18 protein-coding genes are annotated in these 19,217 nt (G+C 65.4%); 8 read left to right on the top strand and 10 right to left on the bottom strand.

The genetic code is table 11. From position 1 onward, the window contains the following. Positions 1–4: 4 nt before the first annotated feature. Positions 5–1,198, bottom strand: a complete 1,194-nt coding sequence (locus tag AC1DIX_RS06860) for an aminotransferase class I/II-fold pyridoxal phosphate-dependent enzyme (protein ID WP_442122407.1) — start codon at positions 1,196–1,198, stop codon at positions 5–7. A gap of 198 nt (positions 1,199–1,396) precedes the next feature. On the opposite strand from AC1DIX_RS06860, the gene AC1DIX_RS06865 reads away from it, so the two are divergent. Continuing rightward, positions 1,397–2,716, top strand: a complete 1,320-nt coding sequence (locus AC1DIX_RS06865) for a carbohydrate porin (RefSeq protein WP_477323065.1) — start codon at positions 1,397–1,399, stop codon at positions 2,714–2,716. Between the two features lie 8 nt (positions 2,717–2,724). On the opposite strand, the gene hemW is transcribed toward AC1DIX_RS06865, so the two are convergent. Beyond that, a complete protein-coding gene (gene hemW / locus AC1DIX_RS06870; protein ID WP_442122405.1) occupies positions 2,725–3,981 on the bottom strand; it encodes a radical SAM family heme chaperone HemW in 1,257 nt (418 codons plus the stop codon). Continuing rightward, positions 3,978–4,568 carry an RdgB/HAM1 family non-canonical purine NTP pyrophosphatase gene (gene rdgB, locus AC1DIX_RS06875; protein WP_477323070.1) on the bottom strand — a complete coding sequence of 197 codons (591 nt, stop codon included), beginning with the start codon at positions 4,566–4,568 and terminating at the stop codon, positions 3,978–3,980. The genes hemW and rdgB overlap by 4 nt, the downstream gene beginning before the upstream one ends. 111 nt (positions 4,569–4,679) lie before the next feature. Between rdgB and AC1DIX_RS06880 the strand changes: the two genes are divergently transcribed. Beyond that, positions 4,680–5,123, top strand: a complete 444-nt coding sequence (locus tag AC1DIX_RS06880) for a nuclear transport factor 2 family protein (protein WP_442122403.1) — start codon at positions 4,680–4,682, stop codon at positions 5,121–5,123. On the opposite strand, the gene AC1DIX_RS06885 is transcribed toward AC1DIX_RS06880, so the two are convergent. Continuing rightward, on the bottom strand, positions 5,120–6,190 hold the full coding sequence (locus tag AC1DIX_RS06885) for a glycoside hydrolase family 43 protein (RefSeq protein WP_477323074.1): 1,071 nt from the start codon (positions 6,188–6,190) through the stop codon (positions 5,120–5,122). The genes AC1DIX_RS06880 and AC1DIX_RS06885 overlap by 4 nt on opposite strands. Before the next feature lie 259 nt (positions 6,191–6,449). Here AC1DIX_RS06885 and AC1DIX_RS06890 point away from each other — a divergent pair, with 259 nt between their 5' ends. Both AC1DIX_RS06890 and AC1DIX_RS06895 read left to right on the top strand, forming a co-directional pair. Then, a complete protein-coding gene (locus AC1DIX_RS06890) occupies positions 6,450–7,658 on the top strand; it encodes a cation:proton antiporter (protein WP_477323080.1) in 1,209 nt (402 codons plus the stop codon). Positions 7,659–7,671: 13 nt separating this feature from the next. Continuing rightward, on the top strand, positions 7,672–7,794 hold the full coding sequence (locus AC1DIX_RS06895; RefSeq protein WP_477323083.1) for a DNA-binding protein: 123 nt from the start codon (positions 7,672–7,674) through the stop codon (positions 7,792–7,794). A gap of 12 nt (positions 7,795–7,806) precedes the next feature. Here AC1DIX_RS06895 and rph read toward each other — a convergent pair whose 3' ends face one another. The 3 genes from rph to AC1DIX_RS06910 are packed head-to-tail and all read right to left on the bottom strand — an operon-like array spanning position 7,807 to position 10,464. Continuing rightward, the gene (rph, locus tag AC1DIX_RS06900; protein ID WP_442122399.1) at positions 7,807–8,541 is read right to left on the bottom strand and encodes a ribonuclease PH; all 735 of its coding nucleotides are present in this window, start codon (positions 8,539–8,541) and stop codon (positions 7,807–7,809) included. Between the two features lie 11 nt (positions 8,542–8,552). Beyond that, positions 8,553–9,482, bottom strand: coding sequence for a PP2C family protein-serine/threonine phosphatase (locus AC1DIX_RS06905; RefSeq protein ID WP_442122398.1), 930 nt, complete (start codon positions 9,480–9,482; stop codon positions 8,553–8,555). Between the two features lie 10 nt (positions 9,483–9,492). Beyond that, positions 9,493–10,464 carry a serine/threonine protein kinase gene (locus AC1DIX_RS06910; protein ID WP_477323087.1) on the bottom strand — a complete coding sequence of 324 codons (972 nt, stop codon included), beginning with the start codon at positions 10,462–10,464 and terminating at the stop codon, positions 9,493–9,495. Between the two features lie 118 nt (positions 10,465–10,582). On the opposite strand from AC1DIX_RS06910, the gene AC1DIX_RS06915 reads away from it, so the two are divergent. The 4 genes from AC1DIX_RS06915 to AC1DIX_RS06930 all read left to right on the top strand — a co-directional run bounded on the left by AC1DIX_RS06915 (position 10,583) and on the right by AC1DIX_RS06930 (position 15,046). Next, on the top strand, positions 10,583–11,470 hold the full coding sequence (locus AC1DIX_RS06915) for a YicC/YloC family endoribonuclease (protein ID WP_442122396.1): 888 nt from the start codon (positions 10,583–10,585) through the stop codon (positions 11,468–11,470). A 225-nt stretch (positions 11,471–11,695) separates the two neighbouring features. Continuing rightward, entirely contained in the window at positions 11,696–12,343 is a 648-nt protein-coding gene (gene gmk, locus AC1DIX_RS06920) for a guanylate kinase (RefSeq protein ID WP_442122395.1), read from the top strand. A 62-nt stretch (positions 12,344–12,405) separates the two neighbouring features. Beyond that, the gene (gene rpoZ, locus AC1DIX_RS06925) at positions 12,406–12,609 is read left to right on the top strand and encodes a DNA-directed RNA polymerase subunit omega (RefSeq protein ID WP_005665923.1); all 204 of its coding nucleotides are present in this window, start codon (positions 12,406–12,408) and stop codon (positions 12,607–12,609) included. A gap of 199 nt (positions 12,610–12,808) precedes the next feature. Next, a complete protein-coding gene (locus AC1DIX_RS06930; protein ID WP_477252654.1) occupies positions 12,809–15,046 on the top strand; it encodes a RelA/SpoT family protein in 2,238 nt (745 codons plus the stop codon). A gap of 30 nt (positions 15,047–15,076) precedes the next feature. On the opposite strand, the gene AC1DIX_RS06935 is transcribed toward AC1DIX_RS06930, so the two are convergent. The 3 genes from AC1DIX_RS06935 to AC1DIX_RS06945 all read right to left on the bottom strand — a co-directional run bounded on the left by AC1DIX_RS06935 (position 15,077) and on the right by AC1DIX_RS06945 (position 19,152). After that, on the bottom strand, positions 15,077–15,442 hold the full coding sequence (locus tag AC1DIX_RS06935; RefSeq protein WP_477252651.1) for a VOC family protein: 366 nt from the start codon (positions 15,440–15,442) through the stop codon (positions 15,077–15,079). A 71-nt stretch (positions 15,443–15,513) separates the two neighbouring features. Then, positions 15,514–16,311, bottom strand: coding sequence for a prohibitin family protein (locus AC1DIX_RS06940; protein ID WP_442122392.1), 798 nt, complete (start codon positions 16,309–16,311; stop codon positions 15,514–15,516). Between the two features lie 126 nt (positions 16,312–16,437). Next, entirely contained in the window at positions 16,438–19,152 is a 2,715-nt protein-coding gene (locus AC1DIX_RS06945; RefSeq protein WP_477323091.1) for an ATP-binding protein, read from the bottom strand. Positions 19,153–19,217: the final 65 nt, after the last annotated feature.

A 19,217-nucleotide genomic window follows, 5' to 3' on the forward strand; every position in this document is an offset into this window, starting at 1 on the left:
CAGGTCAGGCGCTCAGGCGCGCCATCACGGACACCACGTGGTCGATCTGCTCGCGCGTATGCGCCGCGTTCAGCATGAAGCGAAGGCGCGCCTGACCCACCGGCACTGCCGGGAACTGGATCGCGTCGACGTGCACGCCCTCGGCCCGCAGCGCGCGCGCGAAATGCTGGCAGCGCGCGGCATCGCCGATCAGCACCGGCACGATCGGCGTGGCGGTCGAGGTCAACTCGTAGCCGAGCGGACGCATGCGCTCGACGAAGTAACGCTGGTTGTCCCACAGGCGCGCGCGGCGCTCCGGCTCTTCCTGCAGGATGTCGAGCGCGGCCAGCAGGGCGTTGGCCTGGTCCGGCGGCGGCGGGCAGGTGAAGCCGTAGGCGGAACTCGTCAGGCGCAGCACGTCGGCCATCTCGCGCTCGAGGGCGACGAAGCCGCCGATCGCGCCGAGCGCCTTGCTCAGGGTACCCATCTGCATGATGGTCGGGCTGTAGCAGCCGAAGTGTTCGGAGGTGCCGCCGCCGTTCGCGCCCAGCACGCCGGTGGCGTGGGCATCGTCGATGTACAGGATGGCGCCGTAGCGCTCGGCCAGCTGGGTCAGCTCGGGCAGCGGCGCGATCGTGCCTTCCATGCTGAACACGCCGTCGCTGACGATGATCGGGCTGTAGCCGTCGGCCGCCTTGAGCAGCGATTCCAGGTGGTCCATGTCCGCATGGCGGTAGGTGTGGCGCACGGCGCCCGACATCAGGATGCCCTCGCGGATGCTGATGTGGTTGTACTCGTCCGTGAAATAGGCGTACTTGCGCCGCGTCTTGGCGCGGTAGCCGTGCAGGCGCGCCAGCATGCCGGCCTTGGTCAAGGTCGACAGCACGCCGATATTGGTCATGTAGCCGGTGACGAACAGCACCGCGTCGGTCTTGTGCTTGAGGGCGCCGAGGCGGCGCTCCAGCTCACGGTACACCGGCAGGTCGCCGCCCAGCAGGCGCGACTCGCAGTTGCCGACGCCATAGCGATCGAGGCCGGCCTTGGCGGCATCGACCAGGCGCGGATGGTTGGCCAGTGCAAGGTAATTGTTGGTGCTGAAGGAGACGGCCGCTTCGCCGTTGACCCGGAACACCGGGTCGGGCAGCGTGTCGTGCACCGCCGATTCGTGATGGATGGCGTGGCTTCGCAGCCAGTCGGCGATATCGCTCAGGTCGTGCATGGTGATCGTGTGGCGGTGTGAAGAAGGATGGCGGGGCCAAAGGCCCACGTGCGGAGTGCGTGCAGTATAGGTGCGGCTGAACAGTGGAAATATTACGGTTCGGTAATGTCGTTGTAAGCACGCACGGATGACCAATCTGTAATGACACCGTCATACGACGCGGCTATCATGCGTGCGCTGTCACGAAGTGAGATTCCGATGTTCCGTTTTACCCAACAACAAGCCGCCTGGCTGCTGCTGGCCGCGCTGGCCCCGGCAGGCGCGCGCGCCGACGAACTGCCGCGGGAAGAAACCTGGAATACCCACGCCCAGGCCACCTGGGTCTGGCAGCTCAAGCCTTCCTTCCCTGCCGCCTACAGCGGGCCGAACAGCCTGTCGCCGCAGCGCGAGACCGGCTATTCCTTCAGCGCCACCGCCGCCTTCGGCCTGCGCCCCTGGGCCGGGGGGGAACTCTATCTCGACCCGGAACTGGTGCAGGGCAAGGCCTTCTCTGGCCTGCACGGCCTGGGCGGCATGAGCAACGGCGAGCAGCAGAAGACCAGCGGCCCCAACCCGACGCTGTACCGCGCGCGCCTGTTCCTGCGCCAGACCTGGAACCTGGGCGGCGAACGGCAGGCGGTGGAATCCGACCTGAACCAGCTGGCGGGTGCGGTCGATAGCCGGCGCCTGGTGCTCACGGCCGGCAACCTGGCCGTCAGCGACATCTTCGACAACAACACCTATGCCCACGACGCCCGCAGCGAGTTCATGAACTGGGCCCTGCTGGCGCATGGGGCATGGGATTTCGCGGCCGATGCCCGCGGCTATACCTGGGGCGCGGCGCTCGAGTACTACGACGGTCCGTGGGCGGTACGCGCCGGACGCTTCATGATGCCGGCCGAATCGAACGGCCTGCCGCTCGACAAGCGCATCTTCCGCCACTACGGCGACCAGCTCGAAGTCGAACGCGCCACCTCCTGGCTGGGCCAGCCCGGCAAGCTGCGCCTGCTGGCTTTCCGCGACCGCGCGCGCATGGGCGGCTTTCGCGATGCGCTGGCGGCGGCGGACGGCGGCATTCCGGACGTGGCGCAGGTGCGCCGCGAACGCAGCAAGACCGGATTCGGGGTGAGCGCCGAACAGGCGCTCGGCGAGGATGCGGGCGTGTTCGCGCGCGCCAGCTGGAACGACGGCCGCTCGGAGACCTATGCCTTCGCCGAGATCGAGCGTTCCGTCTCCGCCGGGGTCACGCTGCAAGGCGCGGCCTGGGGCCGGGCCGGCGACAGCCTCGGCCTGGCCGTCGTGAGGAACGGCCTGTCGGCCGCGCACCGCGCCTACCTGGCCGCCGGCGGCGTCGGTGCCTTCATCGGCGACGGCCGCCTCGACTACCGCCCGGAATCGATCGCCGAGGCCTACTACAAGATTCCGCTCGCGAAGGGTGTCGAGCTGACGCTCGACTTCCAGCACATCGCCAACCCCGGCTACAACCGGGCGCGCGGGCCGGTCGACGTCGGCTCGCTGCGCCTGCACCTGTCGTACTAAAATCAGTACTAGTCCGCCAGGAACATCTCCTGCAGGTCGTTGAGGAAGCGCTGTCCCAGCTCGGTCGGCTTGATGAGCTTGAAATCGCGGTCGATCAGGCCTTTCGCTTCGGCTTCGTTGAGGGCCTTCTCGATCATGGTGATGGACAGCCCGGTGCGCTCGCCGAACAGGTTCGGATCGAAGCCGCCGGTCAGGCGCAGCGCGTTGAGCATGAACTCGAAGCCCATGTCGGCGCGCGCGATCTCGTGCTCCTCGCTCACCGCATTGCCCTTTTGCGCCGCCTCGATGAAGGAAGCCGGCTGCTTGTAGCGCACCTGGCGCAGCACGCGGTGCGGGAAGGACAGCTTGGAGTGGGCGCCGGCGCCGATGCCGAGATAGTCGCCGAAGCTCCAGTAATTCAGGTTGTGGCGCGCCCGGTGTCCCGGCTTGGCATAGGCCGAGACCTCGTAGTGCTCATACCCTGCCCCCGCCATCTTCTCGAGGATCATGTCCTGGATGTCGGCGCTCTCGTCGTCGCTGGGCAGCTGCGGCGGATACTTGGCGAACACCGTGTTCGGCTCCATCGTCAGGTGGTACAGCGACAGGTGGGGCGGCGCGAAGGAGAGCGCGGTATCGATGTCGCGCTTTGCCTCATCCAATGTCTGCCCGGGCAGCGCGAACATCAGGTCGAGGTTGAAGTTATCGAAGTTGGCCTGCGCGATCTCGACAGCCTTCCTCGCTTCGTTCTCGTCATGGATGCGGCCCAGGGCCTGCAGGTGCCTGCCGTTGAAGCTCTGGATGCCGATCGACAGGCGGTTGATGCCGCTGGCGCGGTAGGCCTTGAACTTCTCGGCCTCGAAGGTGCCGGGATTCGCTTCCATCGTGATCTCGGCATTGATCTCCAGCGGCAGCAGGGTGCGCAGGTCGGACAGCAGGCGGTCCAGCGCGGCCGCCGACATCAGGCTGGGCGTGCCGCCGCCGATGAACACGGTGTGGATCTTGCGGCCCCAGATCAGCGGCAGCGACTGTTCGAGGTCGGCGCGCAGCGCGTCCAGGTATTCCTGTTCCGGGGCCAAGCCCTTCGATTCGTGCGAGTTGAAGTCGCAATAGGGGCATTTGCGCACGCACCAGGGCCAGTGGATGTACAGCGACAGCGGCGGCAGCGCCGCCAGGTTCAGGGAACCGGGCTGCAGGTATTGCAGGGCGGCGGTGGCCGGGGAACGCATGTCGTTCGAACTGCGGGTGCCGGCCGGGACGCCGTTGCCGACGGGTTTAATCGGGATCATTTCAGTTTCAGCTTGTCGACCAGTGCGCGGATCGCCTGGCCCCGGTGGGAAATCGCGTTCTTTTCGGCCGGCTCCAGCTCGGCGGTGGTCTTGCCCAGTTCCGGGATCAGGAAATGGGGGTCGTAGCCGAAGCCGTTGGCGCCGCGCGGCGCATCCACGATCCGGCCGCGCCAGATGCCGTCGGCGATCACCGGCTGCGGGTCGTCGGCGTGGCGCACGTAGACCAGCACGCAGTAGTAATAGGCGGACTTGTCGGCGTGGCTTGCGAGGTCCTGGATCAGCTTCTCGTTGTTGCGGGCGTCCGACTTCGGCTCGCCGGCATAACGCGCCGAGTATACGCCGGGCGCGCCGCCGAGGGCGTTCACGCACACGCCGGAATCGTCGGCCAGCGCCGRCAGGCCGGTCAGGCGCGAGGCGTGGCGGGCCTTCTGCAGGGCGTTCTCGACGAAGGTGCCGAAAGGCTCTTCCGCTTCGGGAACGTTGAATTCGCCCTGCGGATGCAGTTCGAAGCCGATCGGGGACAGCAGCTGGGCAAATTCCTTGAGCTTGCCTGCGTTATTCGAGGCAAGGATGAGGCGTTGGGTCATGGTCTTGTTGGAAAGCGCGGGGAAGGCCATATTTTAGCCGTCTTGACTTATCCGGGTGCGGTACTAGGCTGATTCATCGGCCACATGGGGCCGAGTCACTGGAGAGATGTCATGGACGCACAACAAAACAAGCAAGTGATACAGGAAGCTTACCGTCTGTTCCTGAACGGCGACATCCGCGGCGTGATCGAACGCTGCGACGACAATGCGGAATGGACCAGCCCGGACTCGGAATACATTCCCTTCGCCGGCACCTTCCACGGCAAGCAAGGCATTGCGGATTTCTTTTCCCGGCTGGACGCCAATGCGCAAGCCCTGCGCTTCGAACCGCGGGAATTCGTGGCGGAAGGCGACAAGGTCATCGTCCTCGGGCATGCCACGTGGCAGGCCAAGCCGACCGGACGCAGTTTCGATACCCCCTTCATCCACGCGTTCACCATGCGTGACGGCAAGGTGATCCGATTCGAAGCGCATGCCGACACGGCGGCCGGCGAACGGGCTTTCCGTTCAGACCAGTCCGCCCAGCCTTCCATGCCGAGCCAGCTGCACCATTAAACGCCAGGGCCGAGAGGACGTGGCGCCACCCCTTCATTGCTCATGACCACCGGCCGGATCGTGCCGTCCTCATTGAAGATCATCCGGTCGATGGCCATCTCGCGGTGGTGGCCGTTGTCGTCGCCCAGCGGCCGGCGGTGATAGACGATATACCAGTCGTCGGTCCCCGGCACGTTCACCACCGAATGGTGCCCCGCGCCGCGTGCGATCTTGCCGTCCTGCGCCAGGATCGTGCCGATGCGCTTGAACGGCCCGACGGGCGAGGAACCCATCGCATAGGCGACGCGGTAGTCGGGCCCGGTCCAGCCGCCTTCCGACCACATTAGGTAGTACACGCCCTTGCGCTTGACCATGAAGGAGCCTTCCACATAGTCGGGGTCGGGCGTGATTTCCTTGTAGGTCGTGCCGTCGGGGAAAGGCAGCACGCTCAGCAGGTCCGGCGCCAGCCTGACCACGTTGGCGTGCTTCCAGCCGCCGTAGTACATATAGAACTGGCCGTCGTCGTCCCTGAACACCATCTGGTCGATCGGCTGGGCGCCGTTGACGATCTCGCCGATCAGCGGCTTGCCGATGGCATCCCTGAACGGTCCCTCGGGGCGGTCGCTGACGGCCACGCCGATGCCGCCCGGCTGGCCGTTGCTCTTGATGTCGTTGGCGCCGAAGAACAGGTAGTACCTGCCCTTGTGCTCGATCGCCGACGGCGCCCAGACCGCGTAGGCGGCCCAGGCGACGTTTTCGACGTCGAGCACGTGGCGATGTCTGGTCCAGTGCACCAGGTCAGGGGAAGAAAAGGCGTCGAGGAAGGTCTGCTTCAGGTAGGGCTCCCAGATCAGCTCCTTCTGCGCGCGCATCTTCTCCTGCGCGGCCGTGAAGCGGGTGGAACGGTCCTGCTTGCCGTAGTCGTCGGAATAGGTCGGGTAGATCCAGTACTGGCCCTTGAAGATGCGGATTTCGGGATCGGCGTACCAGCCGGGGACGATCGGGTTGGCCGCCTGTGCGAGGGTGCCGGCGGCGGCCATCCACAGCGAGATCGCGGCGTGGCTTACGAGACGTGGATACTTTTTCATCACTCTCATCGATGTCAGTCGAAGTGGTCATTCCCAAAACTATTATCGCCGACGAAAAAGACGAATGTTCCGAAAGCGCCGCTCGTCCACGTCTGTTTCGTGGTTTCGCGATAAACGAATCATTTGCCGCCGCTATTTACCTATCAAGACATAGCGGCTGTTTGGAAACGCTCCCATTTCCACCGGAAATTGCTTTGCATCGAGTTAATTGTTCGCTAGCATCCCGCCATTACATGATTACGTAATCCCGAGGAGACCCATGAGCACCACCGAAATCTTCCTGCTCGCGATGCTGCTGATCTTCGTCGCGCCCTACCTGGTCTGGCGTCTCTTCAGGACCGATTACTTCGCCCCGCTGGCCATCGTCCAGATCATCATGGGCATCGTGCTGGGGCCGGGCGTGGTCGGTGCCCTCTTCCCCGAATACCACCGCTTCGTCTTCAATCCCGACGTCGTGAAGACCCTGAACGGCGTCGCGCAATGGGGCGTGATGCTGTTCGTGATGCTGGCCGGCGTCGAACTCGACCTCAAGAAGGTCTGGCAGTACCGCCGCGAAAGCGCGACCGCGGCCGGCCTGTCGCTCGGCATGCCGCTGCTGTTCGGCTGCGGCGCCGCCCTCCTGCTGGTCCATTACGAAGGCTGGATGGGACCGAAGGCCGCGACCTGGCAGTTCATGCTGGGCACCGGCATGGGTTGCGCGGTGACCGCGCTGCCGGTGCTGGTGCTGCTGATGGAGAAGCTCGACATCCTGCGCCAGCCGATGGGCCAGCGCATCCTGCGTTACGCCAGCCTCGACGACGTCGCCATCTGGGGCGTGCTGGCGCTGATCATGCTCGACTGGGAACGCGTGGGCCGCCAGCTCGGCTTCCTGCTCGCGTTCGCCATCTTGACCGTTTTGTTCCGCCGCCTGATGGCGCGCCTGCCGCGCAGCGACCGCTGGTACGTCGCCCTGATCTGGCTGATCGCCTGCTCCTTCGGCGCCGACTGGGCCGGCTTGCATTTCATGGTCGGCGCCTTCCTGGCCGGCGTGGTGATGGACGCCGAGTGGTTCGGCCAGGACCAGCTCGACGCCCTGTTCAAGAACGTGCTGCTGGTGCTGATGCCGGTGTTCTTCCTCAGCACCGGCCTGCGCACCAAGTGGGACCTGGGCGGCTACCAGGTGTTCTTCGTCGGCGGCCTGCTGCTGTTCGCGTCGGTGGCCGGCAAGCTGGCCGGCGCCCGCATCGCCGGCAAGGTCCTCAAGTGGAAGGATGGCGAGGCCTCGATCATCGGCTGGCTGCTGCAGACCAAGGGCCTGATCGAGATCATCTTCGCCAACATCCTGCTCGACAAGCAGATCATCACCAGCGAGACCTTCACGGCCTTGCTGCTGATGGCGGTCGGCAGTACCATGCTGACGATACCCGTGGTGCACCCGAAGCTGAACCGGGCGCAGAACCGCGGATTGGTCAACCAGGCCAGCTCCTGACTTCATGAACCGTATGGCGAGAACGGGACTCACGAAATCCCAGATCAGGGCCTGCCGCGACCGGCTGCTGGCCGAGGGCCGCTACCCCTTCGTCGACGCGCTGCGCCTGCGGCCGCCGGCGCTGAAGTTCCCCTGATCTGCCGCCGGATTACGCCGCCAGACCCAGCGCCCGCTTCTGCACGGTCACCAGCTCGCGGATACCCAGCTCGGCCAGGTCGAGCAGGCGGTTCATGCCGGCGCGCGAGAACGCCGCGCCTTCGGCCGTGCCCTGCACTTCGACGAAGTGGCCGAGATCGGTCATCACCACGTTCATGTCGGTGTCGCAGTCCGAATCCTCGATGTAGTCGAGGTCGAGCACCGGCATGCCTTTGTAGACGCCCACCGACACCGCCGCCACGAACTGCTTGACCGGCACCGCGCCGAGCAGGCCCTGGCCGACCAGGGCATTGAAGGCATCGTAGGCCGCCACCATCGCGCCCGTGATCGAGGCCGTGCGSGTGCCGCCGTCGGCCTGGATCACGTCGCAGTCCAGGTGCAGGGTGCGCTCGCCGAAGGCCTGCAGGTCGAACGCCGCACGCAGTGAGCGGCCGATCAGGCGCTGGATCTCCTGGGTGCGGCCGGACTGCTTGCCGCGCGCCGCCTCGCGGTCCATGCGCGTGTGGGTCGAGCGCGGCAGCATGCCGTATTCCGCCGTCATCCAGCCCTGCCCTTTCCCCTTCAGGAAACCGGGCACCTTGTCTTCGATGCTGGCGGTGCAGATCACCTTGGTGTCGCCGCATTCGATCAGCACCGAACCCTCGGCATGCTTGGTGTACTGGCGGGTCAGCCTGACGTCGCGCAGCTGGTCGACGGTACGGTTGCTGGGGCGGGAAGTGAAGCTCATTGGGGTCCTTGTCATTTGAGTAGCTGGGATGATTTCTCGATCGCGTCGCGGATCTCGGCGATGGCTTTTTCGATGTCATCGTCGTCGAAGTCGTCGGCCATGCCGGCGGCGGCGGGATGCTCGGCCAGGCGGGTCGTGACCTCGCCTTCCGGCAGCATCAGGGTCGAGACCATGCTGTCGTCGCCGGCGGACGGCGCATCATGCGCGCCCTGCCACTGGATGGCGAGGGCGGTGGTGTTGTCGGCGCGCTGGCCGGCGATCGCGGTGGCCATGCCGATCATGTCCGGCACCGCCTGCACGATCGTGTGGGTCGAGAGCTGGTGCACGATCTCGGTGTCGGGCAGGACGCCCCACAGGCCGTCCGAACAGAGCAGCAGGACGTCGCCCGGCTCCAGGCTGGCCTGGCGCGACAGCTCGACCCTGGGCGGCGCCGACGCCCCGAGGCAGCTGTACAGCTTGTTGCGGTCCGGATGGGTGTTGCGCTCGCCGGGGTCGGCCAGGCCCTTGGCGATCAGGTGCTCGATGTGCGAATGGTCGCGCGTGCGCGCCAGGATCTGGCCGCGCCGCAGCCAGTACAGGCGCGAGTCGCCGCAGTGGGCCCAGACGGCGCAATTGTGCTGGACCAGGCAGGCGACGATGGTGGTGCGCGGATTGTCCGGCATCGCGTGTTCGCGGGCATAGCGCTGGATCGCTTCATGGGCCTGCATGAAGGCCTCTTCGAGGAAGCGCTCAGGCTTCTTCACCCAGGGCGTGGCCACGTTGCGGAACAGGGTCGACATGGTCTGCAGGGCGATGGTCGCCGCGACCTCGCCGCGCTGGTGGCCGCCCATGCCGTCGGCCAGTACCAGCAGCAGGGCCTCGCGGGTGTAGCTGTAGCCCATGCGGTCCTGGTTGACTTTGCGGCCGCCGATATGGCTCTGCTGGTAGACGGAAAACTGCATCGGGTTCCTTTCAGGTCTGGCCGCGGAAGCGGTTGACGAAGCCGCGCCAGCCGGACATCGGCGCTTCCTGTGCCGGGGTCGGCGCCGGCGCATGCGCCGAAGGGCCGGTTTGCAGCACCTTCTGCACCGCGAACACGCTCTGCGGGCGCGCCAGCGGATCCATCGCCAGGCACGCCCTCACCATCGCCACCAGTTCGGCCGAATAGGCCACGCCGATCTTGTCGATGCGGGCCACCATCTCGTCCGCGCCCCTGCGCTGGTCGGCCGGCTGCGGCGGCGCCCCGGCCATGCAGGCATAGATCGCGGCGCCGATGCTGTAGATGTCGGTCCAGGGGCCGAGCGTGGCGCCCTTCGCGTACAGCTCGGGGGCGGCGAAGCCCGGCGTGTACATCGGCGCCAGGGTCGGCACGTCGGTGTTGATGGTCTGGCGCGCGGCGCCGAAGTCCAGCAGCAGCGGGGTGCCATCGGTACGCAGGTAGATGTTGGCGGGCTTCAGGTCGAGGTGCAGCAGCTTGTTGGCATGGACCTCGCGCAGGCCGCCGCAGACGCCCTTGAAGGACTGGCGGATGAAGCCCTCGCCGGCGCGCTGCCCCCGCGCCAGCAGGCGCGAGATCTGCTCCTGCAGGGAGTGGCCGGACTCGTAGGCCATCACCATGTAAACCGTGTCGTTGGCGCGGAAGAAGTTCAGCACCCGCACCACGTTCGGATGGACGATCTTCGCCAGCGCCCTGCCCTCTTCGAAAAAGCACTTCAGGCCGATGCGGAAGACCGGCAGGTTGGCCTTCGAAATGCTCGGGGCCAGCTCGCCGGGCTGGCGCAGCGCCAGGGCGCTGGGCAGGTATTCCTTGATCGCGACCGCATTGCCGTCGCCGTCATATGCAAGATAAACAATACTGAACCCGCCGGACGCAATTTTCTTTACAATGCGATATCCGCCAATTTCCAGCCCGTCGGGCAGGGGAGCGTTATTTTGTGCAGCCATTTGGGAAAGTATTCCTTGCGTAACACGGCGATTGTGTGGATAAATCACCGCTTTGTAAAGAATAAACGGCCACTTCAGGGCCTGTGATTATCCGGGGACTCCATTGAGCATTTCTAGCATGACAGGTTATGCGGTCGCCACCAGCGAAGGCGCTGCGGGTACCCTCACGATCGAGATCAAGAGCGTCAATTCGCGCTTCCTCGACCTCCAGTTCCGCATCAACGACGAGCTCCGTGCGCTCGAACCGGACCTGCGCTCGGCGATCATGGCTGCGATCACGCGCGGCAAGGTAGAAGTCCGCCTCTCGTTCGGCCGCAAGGCGGCGAGCGGCTCCCAGGTGCTGAACCACGAGCTGCTGGCCGACCTCGCGCGGCTGCAGGGCGAGGTCACGCGCCATTTCGTGTCCGCTCCCCCGATGACGGTGGCCGAGCTGCTGCGCTGGCCGGGCGTGATCGAGGAAGCCCAGGTGGGCCAGGAGTCGCTGCAGGCCGACGTCGCCGAGCTCACCAAGAAAGTGGTGGCCAACTTCGTCGACAGCCGCCAGCGCGAAGGCGCGGCCCTGGAAGCGATGCTGCTGTCGCGCATCGAATCGATGGAAGCCATCGTCAAGCGCATCATGCCGCTGATCCCGCAGGTGATCTCGCAGTTCCAGCAGAAAGCGGTCGAACGCATGCAGGACGCGCTGGGCCTGGCCGGCCACGGCAATCCGCAGGTGCTGACGCGACAGGAAGTTTTCGAACGAATTCGCCAGGAAGTCACTTTGTATGGCATCCGCATCGACGTCTCCGAGGAGCTGTCGCGCCTGACCGCGCACCTGAACGAGACCCGCCACATCCTGAAGAAAGGCGGCCAGGTCGGCAAGCGCCTGGACTTCATGATGCAGGAGCTGAACCGCGAAGCGAACACGCTGGGCGCCAAGGCTTCGGTCAAGGAGCTGGCGGATGCGTCGATGGAGCTCAAGCTCCTTATCGAGCAGATGCGGGAGCAGGTGCAGAATCTAGAATAATCGTGGGTCAGAGCCCGAACTTGGCGGGTAGGCTCTGACCCCGACTGATTAAACGGGTCAGAGCCCGAACTTGGCGGGTGGGCTCTGACCCCGACTGACTATATGCCGGGCTGATTTGCCTGGCGCACGTGGGCACGGGGTGCCCACCCTACATCGATTCGTAGGGTGGGCACTCCGTGCCCACGGACATTATGAATATCGAATACACGTAACAAAGGAACAACCATGCACACCAACGCCTTCTCCGGCAGCCTCTTCATTGTCGCGGCCCCGTCGGGCGCCGGCAAGTCGACCCTGGTCAATGCGCTGCTGGCGCAGGAGCCGGGCATCAAGCTGTCGATCTCGACCACCACGCGTCCGCCGCGCCCGGGCGAGCAGGACGGCGTCCATTACCAGTTCACCACCGCCGAGGATTTCGTCGCCCGCTCCGAGCGCGGCGAGTTCCTGGAGTGGGCCGAGGTACACGGCAATTACTACGGCACCAGCCGCCTGATGGTGGAACAGGAGATGAAGAACGGCACCGACATCCTGCTGGAAATCGACTGGCAGGGCGCGCGCCAGGTGAAGAAGCTGTTCCCGGATGCGGCCGGCATCTTCATCCTGCCGCCGTCGATCGCGGCGCTGGAGGAGCGGCTGCACAAGCGGGGCACCGACGAACCGCACATCATTACGCGACGTTTGCTGGCTGCGGGCGGCGAGATCGCTCACGCTCCCGAGTTCGAGTATGTTATCATCAACGAAGAGTTCAACGTCGCCCTGTCCGAGCTGCAGGCGATTGTCAAAGCGACACGAGCACGATTCGCCCAGCAGGCGGCCCGCAATGCTTCGCTGTTCGCGCAGTTGGGAATCCACGCGCATCAACCGCAAAATTAAACCCTCCGGGGTCATTGGCTGACGCCGATCGACCTCGACCGATCATCATTTTGGAGTAGACCATGGCCCGCATCACCATCGAAGATTGCCTGAAAAACGTCCCGAACCGTTTCCAGCTGACCCTGGCCGCCACCTACCGCGCACGCCAGCTGCTGCAGGGCCACACCCCGAAGGTCGAAGCCAAGGACAAGCCGACCGTCGTCGCCCTGCGTGAAATCGCCGCCGGCAAGGTCGGCCTGGAAATGCTGAAAAAGGTCCCGATGTAATTTTTGGGGTCAGATTTCTTGGCAGATTTCTTGGGGTCGGATCCCGGTTTTTACGCCTGGGATCTGGCCCCAACTGATTTTGGAGCCGGAATCAGTGAATCGAGAATAAGTCGGGGTCAGAGCCCAACCGCATGAACCGGGCTCTGACCCCGACTTGTTCTGATATGCTGTTCTCCACAGCGGCCGATTTTCTTCGAGTATGACTTTGTCTCCACCGGATTCCATCCACTCAGGCACCACCAAAGGCCGGCCCAGCCGGCCTGCAAAGCCACAGGAAGCCGAACCGGCGCCTGCTCCTGGCGTCGCGTCGATCAGCCACCTGGCCAGCAAGCTGGCCGAATACCTCACGCCCGCCGAACTCAAGAAGGTCAAGGAAGCCTACCGCTTCTCCGACGAGATGCACCTCGGCCAGGTGCGCAAGTCGGGCGAACCCTATATCTCCCATCCGATCGCCGTCGCCGAGATCTGCGCCGACTGGAAGCTCGACGCCCAGGCCATCATGGCCGCGCTGCTGCACGACGTGATCGAGGACCAGGACGTCAAGAAGGAAGAGCTGCTCGAGCGCTTCGGCCCGCAGGTGGCGAACCTGGTCGACGGCCTGTCCAAGCTGGAGAAGATCGAATTCCAGAGCGTGGTCGAGGCCCAGGCCGAAAACTTCCGCAAGATGCTGCTGGCCATGGCATCCGACGTGCGCGTCATCCTGATCAAGCTGGCCGACCGCCTGCACAATATGCGCACGCTGGGCGTGATGGCGCCCGCGAAGAAGCGCCGCATCGCCGGCGAGACCATGGAAGTCTACGTGCCGATCGCGCACCGGCTCGGCCTGAACGACATCTACCGCGAGCTGCAGGACCTGTCGTTCTCGCACCTGTACCCGCTGCGCTACCGCACCCTGGCCAAGGCGATCAAGGCCGCGCGCGGCAACCGCCGCGAAGTGGTCAAGAAGATCCTCGACGCCGTCAAGAACCAGCTCGCCGCCGCCGGCATCCATGCCGAAGTCTACGGCCGCGAGAAGACCCTGTTCGGCATCTATAAAAAGATGCGCAACAAGCACCTGTCGTTCTCGCAGGTGCTGGACGTGTACGGCTTCCGCGTGGTCGTCGACACCGTGCCGAACTGTTATGTGGCGCTCGGCACCCTGCATGCCCTGTACAAGCCGATGCCCGGCAAGTTCAAGGACTACATCGCGATCCGCAAGATCAACGGCTACCAGTCGCTGCATACCACCCTGATCGGCCCCTACGGCACCCCGGTCGAATTCCAGATCCGCACCCAGGAAATGCACCGCACCGCGGAAAGCGGCGTGGCGGCGCACTGGCTGTACAAGACCGGCGACCAGAACATGTCGGACCTGCAGCAGCGTACCCACGTCTGGCTGCAGTCGCTGCTCGACATCCAGCAGCAGACCGGCGACTCGGCCGAGTTCCTCGAGCACGTCAAGGTCGACCTGTTCCCGGATTCGGTCTACGTGTTCACGCCGAAGTCGAAGATCATCGCCCTGCCCCGCGGCGCGACCCCGCTCGACTTCGCCTACTCGATCCACACCGGCATCGGCGACCACACCGTGTCCGTCAAGATCAACCACGAGCCGGCCCAGCTGCGCACCGAGCTGCACAATGGCGACATCGTCGAGATCGAGACCGACCCGAACTCGCGCCCGAGCCCGACCTGGCTCTCTTTTGTGCGCACCGGCAAGGCGCGCTCGGCGATCCGCCACTACCTGCGCACCATCAACCTGAACGAATCGGTGGAACTGGGCCAGGAACTGCTGTCGCAGGCACTGGGCCAGCTGGGCATCCGCGGCGAAATCCAGCAAACCACGATCGAGAAGCTGCTGTCCGAATCCTCGGCCAAGTCGATGGAGGAGCTGTACGCCGACATCGGCATCGGCAAGCGCATGCCGGCGCTGGTGGCGCGCCACATCTTCGGCCTGATGGACAATCCGGTCGACACGGTGCCCACCCAGCCGAGCAGTTCGCCGGAACTGGATCCGGTCACGATCTACGGCAGCGAAGGCGTGTCGGTGCAGCTGGCGCCCTGCTGCCTGCCGATCCCGGGCGACCAGATCATCGGCCAGCTGCGCCGCGACCAGGGCCTGGTGGTCCACACCGGCGATTGCTCGCAGGCCAAGCGCCTGCGCAACAAGGAGCCGGACCGCTGGATCGCGGTCCAGTGGGGTACGGAGCTGAACCGCCGCTTCGACTGCCGCATCCGCCTGCTGATCAACAACGAGAAGGGCATCCTCGCCCGGGTCGCCGCCGAGATCGGCGAGTCCGACGCCAACATCACCTATGTGGGCATGGACGAGGACGACGAACACATGATGACCCAGCTGCGCTTCACCATCCAGGTGAAGGACCGCGTACACCTGGCCCACCTGATCCGCAACCTGCGGCGCGTGGCCGGCGTGAACCGGGTCGAGCGCGAGCGGACCTGATTTGCGCGTGGGCTCGGAGAGCCCGCGCGTTCAACGCACGGCCGCCAGATCGAACACGGGGTTGTAGATCAATCCCAGCACATTCCCGAACGGGTCTTCCAGCTCGCCCACCTTGATCCCCTCCCCGACTTCCTGGATGGCTTCGTGCACGGTCGCACCCAGCCCGAGGATGCGCGCGAACTCGGCCTCGATGTCGTCCACGCCCCAGTACACCACCGAGCCCGCCGTGCCCGGCGTCCCGTCCGGCACCAGGCCGAGTTCGAAGCCGCCGATGGCGAAGCCGACGTAGAAAGGCTGGTCGAAATAAGGTGCGCTGCCGAACACCTCCGTGAACCAGGCCTTGGCCTTGCCGAGGTCGGACACCGGGTACTTCACGGTACGTAATCCCTTGATCATATTCGTCTCCTTGAATGGCAAAGCGGCATCATGCCCGACGCCGCCCGCCGTGTATTGGAAAAATGGAAGCTTTACTTGGCCGGGCTCACATTGATGAAGGGGATGGCGCCGCCGGCCACATTGGGCAGCTTGCCGTCCCACTTCTCGATGGCCTGGCGCTGGTTCTCCATCTCGCGCAGGCGGATCAGTTCCGGCGTCACCTGCTGGCGCTGCACGGCCAGCGATTCGGCCTCGGCCCTGGCCTGGGCCACGCGCTGCTTGGCTTCGACCTCGATGCGCTGCAGGTCGCGTTCCGCCTTCAGCTTGAGCTGCTCGGCCGTGGTCTTGGCTTCGATCGCCTCGTTGAAGGAGCGCGAGAAGTTGAAGTTCACGATCGAGAACTCGTCCACCACGATGCCGTGGCGCGCCAGGCGCTCGCGCAGCTGGGTCACGATCTGGTCGCGCACGTCGGTGCGCTTGGCGATCAGCTCCTCGGCCGTGAAGCGCGCGGTGACGGCCTTCACGGCTTCCTGCACCGATGGGATGATGATGCGCGTGCCCGGCTCGTTGCCGAGGTCGCGGAACACCGTCACGGCGGCTTCCGGCTTGACGTGGTAGTTCAGGGCCACGCGGGTGTGCACGGTCTGCAGGTCGCGCGAAGCGGCATCGCCGTCGCCCTCGCCCTTCTGGATCGAGACGTTGACCAGGTTGAGCTTCTGCGCCAGCGGCACGCGGAAGTGGATGCCCTCGCTCAGCACCTCGCTGCTCGGGCTGCCGAAGGTCGTCATCACGCCGCGGTGACCCGCCGGCACGGTGCCGAAGGGCGCCAGCGCCACCAGCAGGATCAGCACGATCACAAACCCCAAGGCCTTCAACGGAAAGCTTCGCATTTCGATGTCCCTTTCTGAATTGTTCTGACGAACTATTTATGAACTGCCAACAAAGTGTATAGCGGCAGAAGCGATAAGAACATCAGGAAATTCGGATGTTGAAGTTCAGGAAATTCGAAGCCGGCCTCAAGCTCGCTCCCGGTTTGTCTTCAAGGCGGCGCGCTGCAAGATCGCCGCCAGGCGTTCCAGGTCGACCGGCTTGATCAGGTGTTCGTCGAAGCCGGCCAGCAGCGATTCCGTGCGGTCTTCCTTGCGGCCGCGGCCCGTCAGGGCGATCAGGTAGGGCCTGGGATGGACGCGCGCAAGCTGGCGCGCGAGCTCGAGTCCGTCGACGTGGGGCATGCCGAGGTCGAGAATCAGGATGTCCGCCGGGCGCTCGCCGAACATCCTCAATGCCTGCTCGCCATCGTAGGCCACCGTCACCTCCGCGCCGCGGGCACGCAGCAGCATGGCCAGGGACTCGGCGGCGTCCACGTTATCGTCGGCCACGAGGACGCTGGCCTCGAGCTTCGCCGCCGGTTCGCAGCCGGCGGCCGGCGGCTGCGCATCCCGATGGCGGCTGGCCAGCGGCAGGCACAGGGTGAAGGTGGAGCCGCGATCCTTGCCCTCGCTGGCCGCGGTGAGCGTGCCGCCATGCAGTTCGGCCAGGCCGCGGGCGAGCGACAGGCCGATGCCCAATCCTCCCTGGGCCAGGTGACGCGCGCTGCCCACCTGGACGAAGGCCTCGAACACCTGGGAAAGCATGTCCGGCTCGATGCCGATGCCATTGTCGCTGACGGTGAACATGCAGTGCGCATCCGCTTTCTCGAGCCGCACCTCGATCCGGCCGCCCGCGGGCGTGTACTTTGCCGCGTTGTTCAACAGGTTCGACATGAGCTGGGCGATCCGGACCGGATCGGCAAGCACCCACACGGGTTCGTCCGGCAAAGCGATGTCGACGCGATGGCGCCCGGCCTCGATGAGCGGCATGCTGACCTGGAGCGCTTCGTGCACCAGGCCGGTCAGGTCGATGGTCTCCTTCCGCAATTGAATCTTGCCGCGGCCGATACGCGACACATCGAGCAGATCGTCGAGCAGGCGGCCCATGCGGGCGCTCTGGCGGCTGATCATCGCCGCGAGCCATTCGACGCGCTCCCGGTCCGCATGCTGGCTCACGAGCAGCGAGGCAGCGTTGGCGATCGGCGCCAGCGGGTTGCGCAACTCATGGGCGAGGGTGGCGATGAAGACGTCCTTGCGCGCATCCGCCTCGGTCAACTGCGCCATCGCCTGCTTGCGTTCCGTGATGTCGAGCGCGAGCGAGAAGACCGCGTCGATCCTGCCCTGCTCGTCGCGCAGCGCCGAATTGTGCCATTCGCATTGCACGACCGTGCCGTCGCGCCGGATATTCCGGTTTTCGCTCTTGATGTAGGCGGCCTCGTCGGTGACGAGCGCAGCCATGATCCCGTCGACGATGTGGAGATCGTCGGGATGGATGAGCTGGAGGGCATCGATCGGTTTGCCGATCACCTCGGAGGCGGGCCAGCCGAACAGTTCCTCGGCGCGCTTGCTCCAGCGCCGCACGATGCGGTCGCCGCCCCACTCGATGGCGGCCAGCGGCGTGTTTTCCAACAGGGCGTGCAGGCGCTCGAGATATTCCCACTGGGCCCGTTCGGCCTCGATCCGCTCGGTCACGTCGTTCACGACGACCACCCTGGCGGCCAGGCTTCCTTCGCTGGTGTAGATCGGCGCGCCGCTGACCGAGAACACCCGGCGGTCTCCCGCGGCCACGCGTTCCACGATCTCGTCTTCGAAGGGGCCTTGCCCGGCCGCGCGGTCGGCCTGCGCGACGACCATGTCCATGATCCCGGACCGGCCGCCGTCGATCAGCGCCTTGCCGCGTGCGTTGACGACGGCCTGGCGCTCGTCGCCGTCGAAGACGAACACCCCTTCGGGCAGCTGGTGCAGGACGGCCGCCAGCAATTCGTTGGACTTTTCGCGCACCCGCGATTCGATCATGTCGTCGAAGGCCGCTCGCAGGCGCACGTGGATGCTGAGGTTTTCGGCGCCGAGAACGCCGAGCAGGAACAGGGACCCCAGCAGGCTGCCCAGCCTGCCGACATAGAGGCCGAGATCGAAGGACTGGTTGTCGAAGGAGGCCGCCAGCGCGATGTCGTACACCCAGGTCAGCATGACCACGCTCAGCCACAGGTCGAGCAGGGTGCGCGGCCGCTTTTGCAGCACGGCGGCCAGGGCCAGTATCGACACCGCCAGCACGATTCCGATGCCGGCAAAATAGGTCCCGCCGGCACGGCGGTTCGCGGCGAGCGAAGCGACGAGCGGGTCCGGCCCGATGGCGAATCCGATGACGACGATGAGCAGGGTGCATAACGACAGCACTGCCTGGCGCCTGCGCTGGCGGCGTGACGGTTCGCCGCTCGCGAAGGCGTAGCCGAGCACGCAGGCCGAGAAGATCCCATGCCATGCGAGGTAGAGCCAGTCGTTGGCCTGCCGGCTGCTGATCGACTGGAACAGACTGATGAATTCGGGGAACAGCAGCGTGTAGGCGCAGGCCGCAACCGAGGAGAACAGGTAGCCGAACGCGAGGATGGCCAGGGCCGCTGAGCGGCGCAGCTGCATCTGGCCGATCAGCATCAGGCCGGTGAGCAGGCCGGTGATGGCCAGCCCGGCGCTCTGGATCTCGACGATGCCCAGGGCCGGGCTGACCGGCGCTTCGGCAACGCCAAGTACGGCGACGTAGGCGGCGACACCCGCGAGCAGGGTCAGGAGGACGAAGCGCGACTGGCTCCTGCCTGGGGCGCGGCTGGCAAGCTCGATCAGCTCCGGGTGGGTGCGGAAGGACACGTGTGTTCCAATGTGGTTGACGGCACGTTGAGTAGAAACCGGTTGCGCCGGTCTCACAATCCTAC

It is taken from the genome of Massilia sp. 05N420, assembly GCF_056397205.1.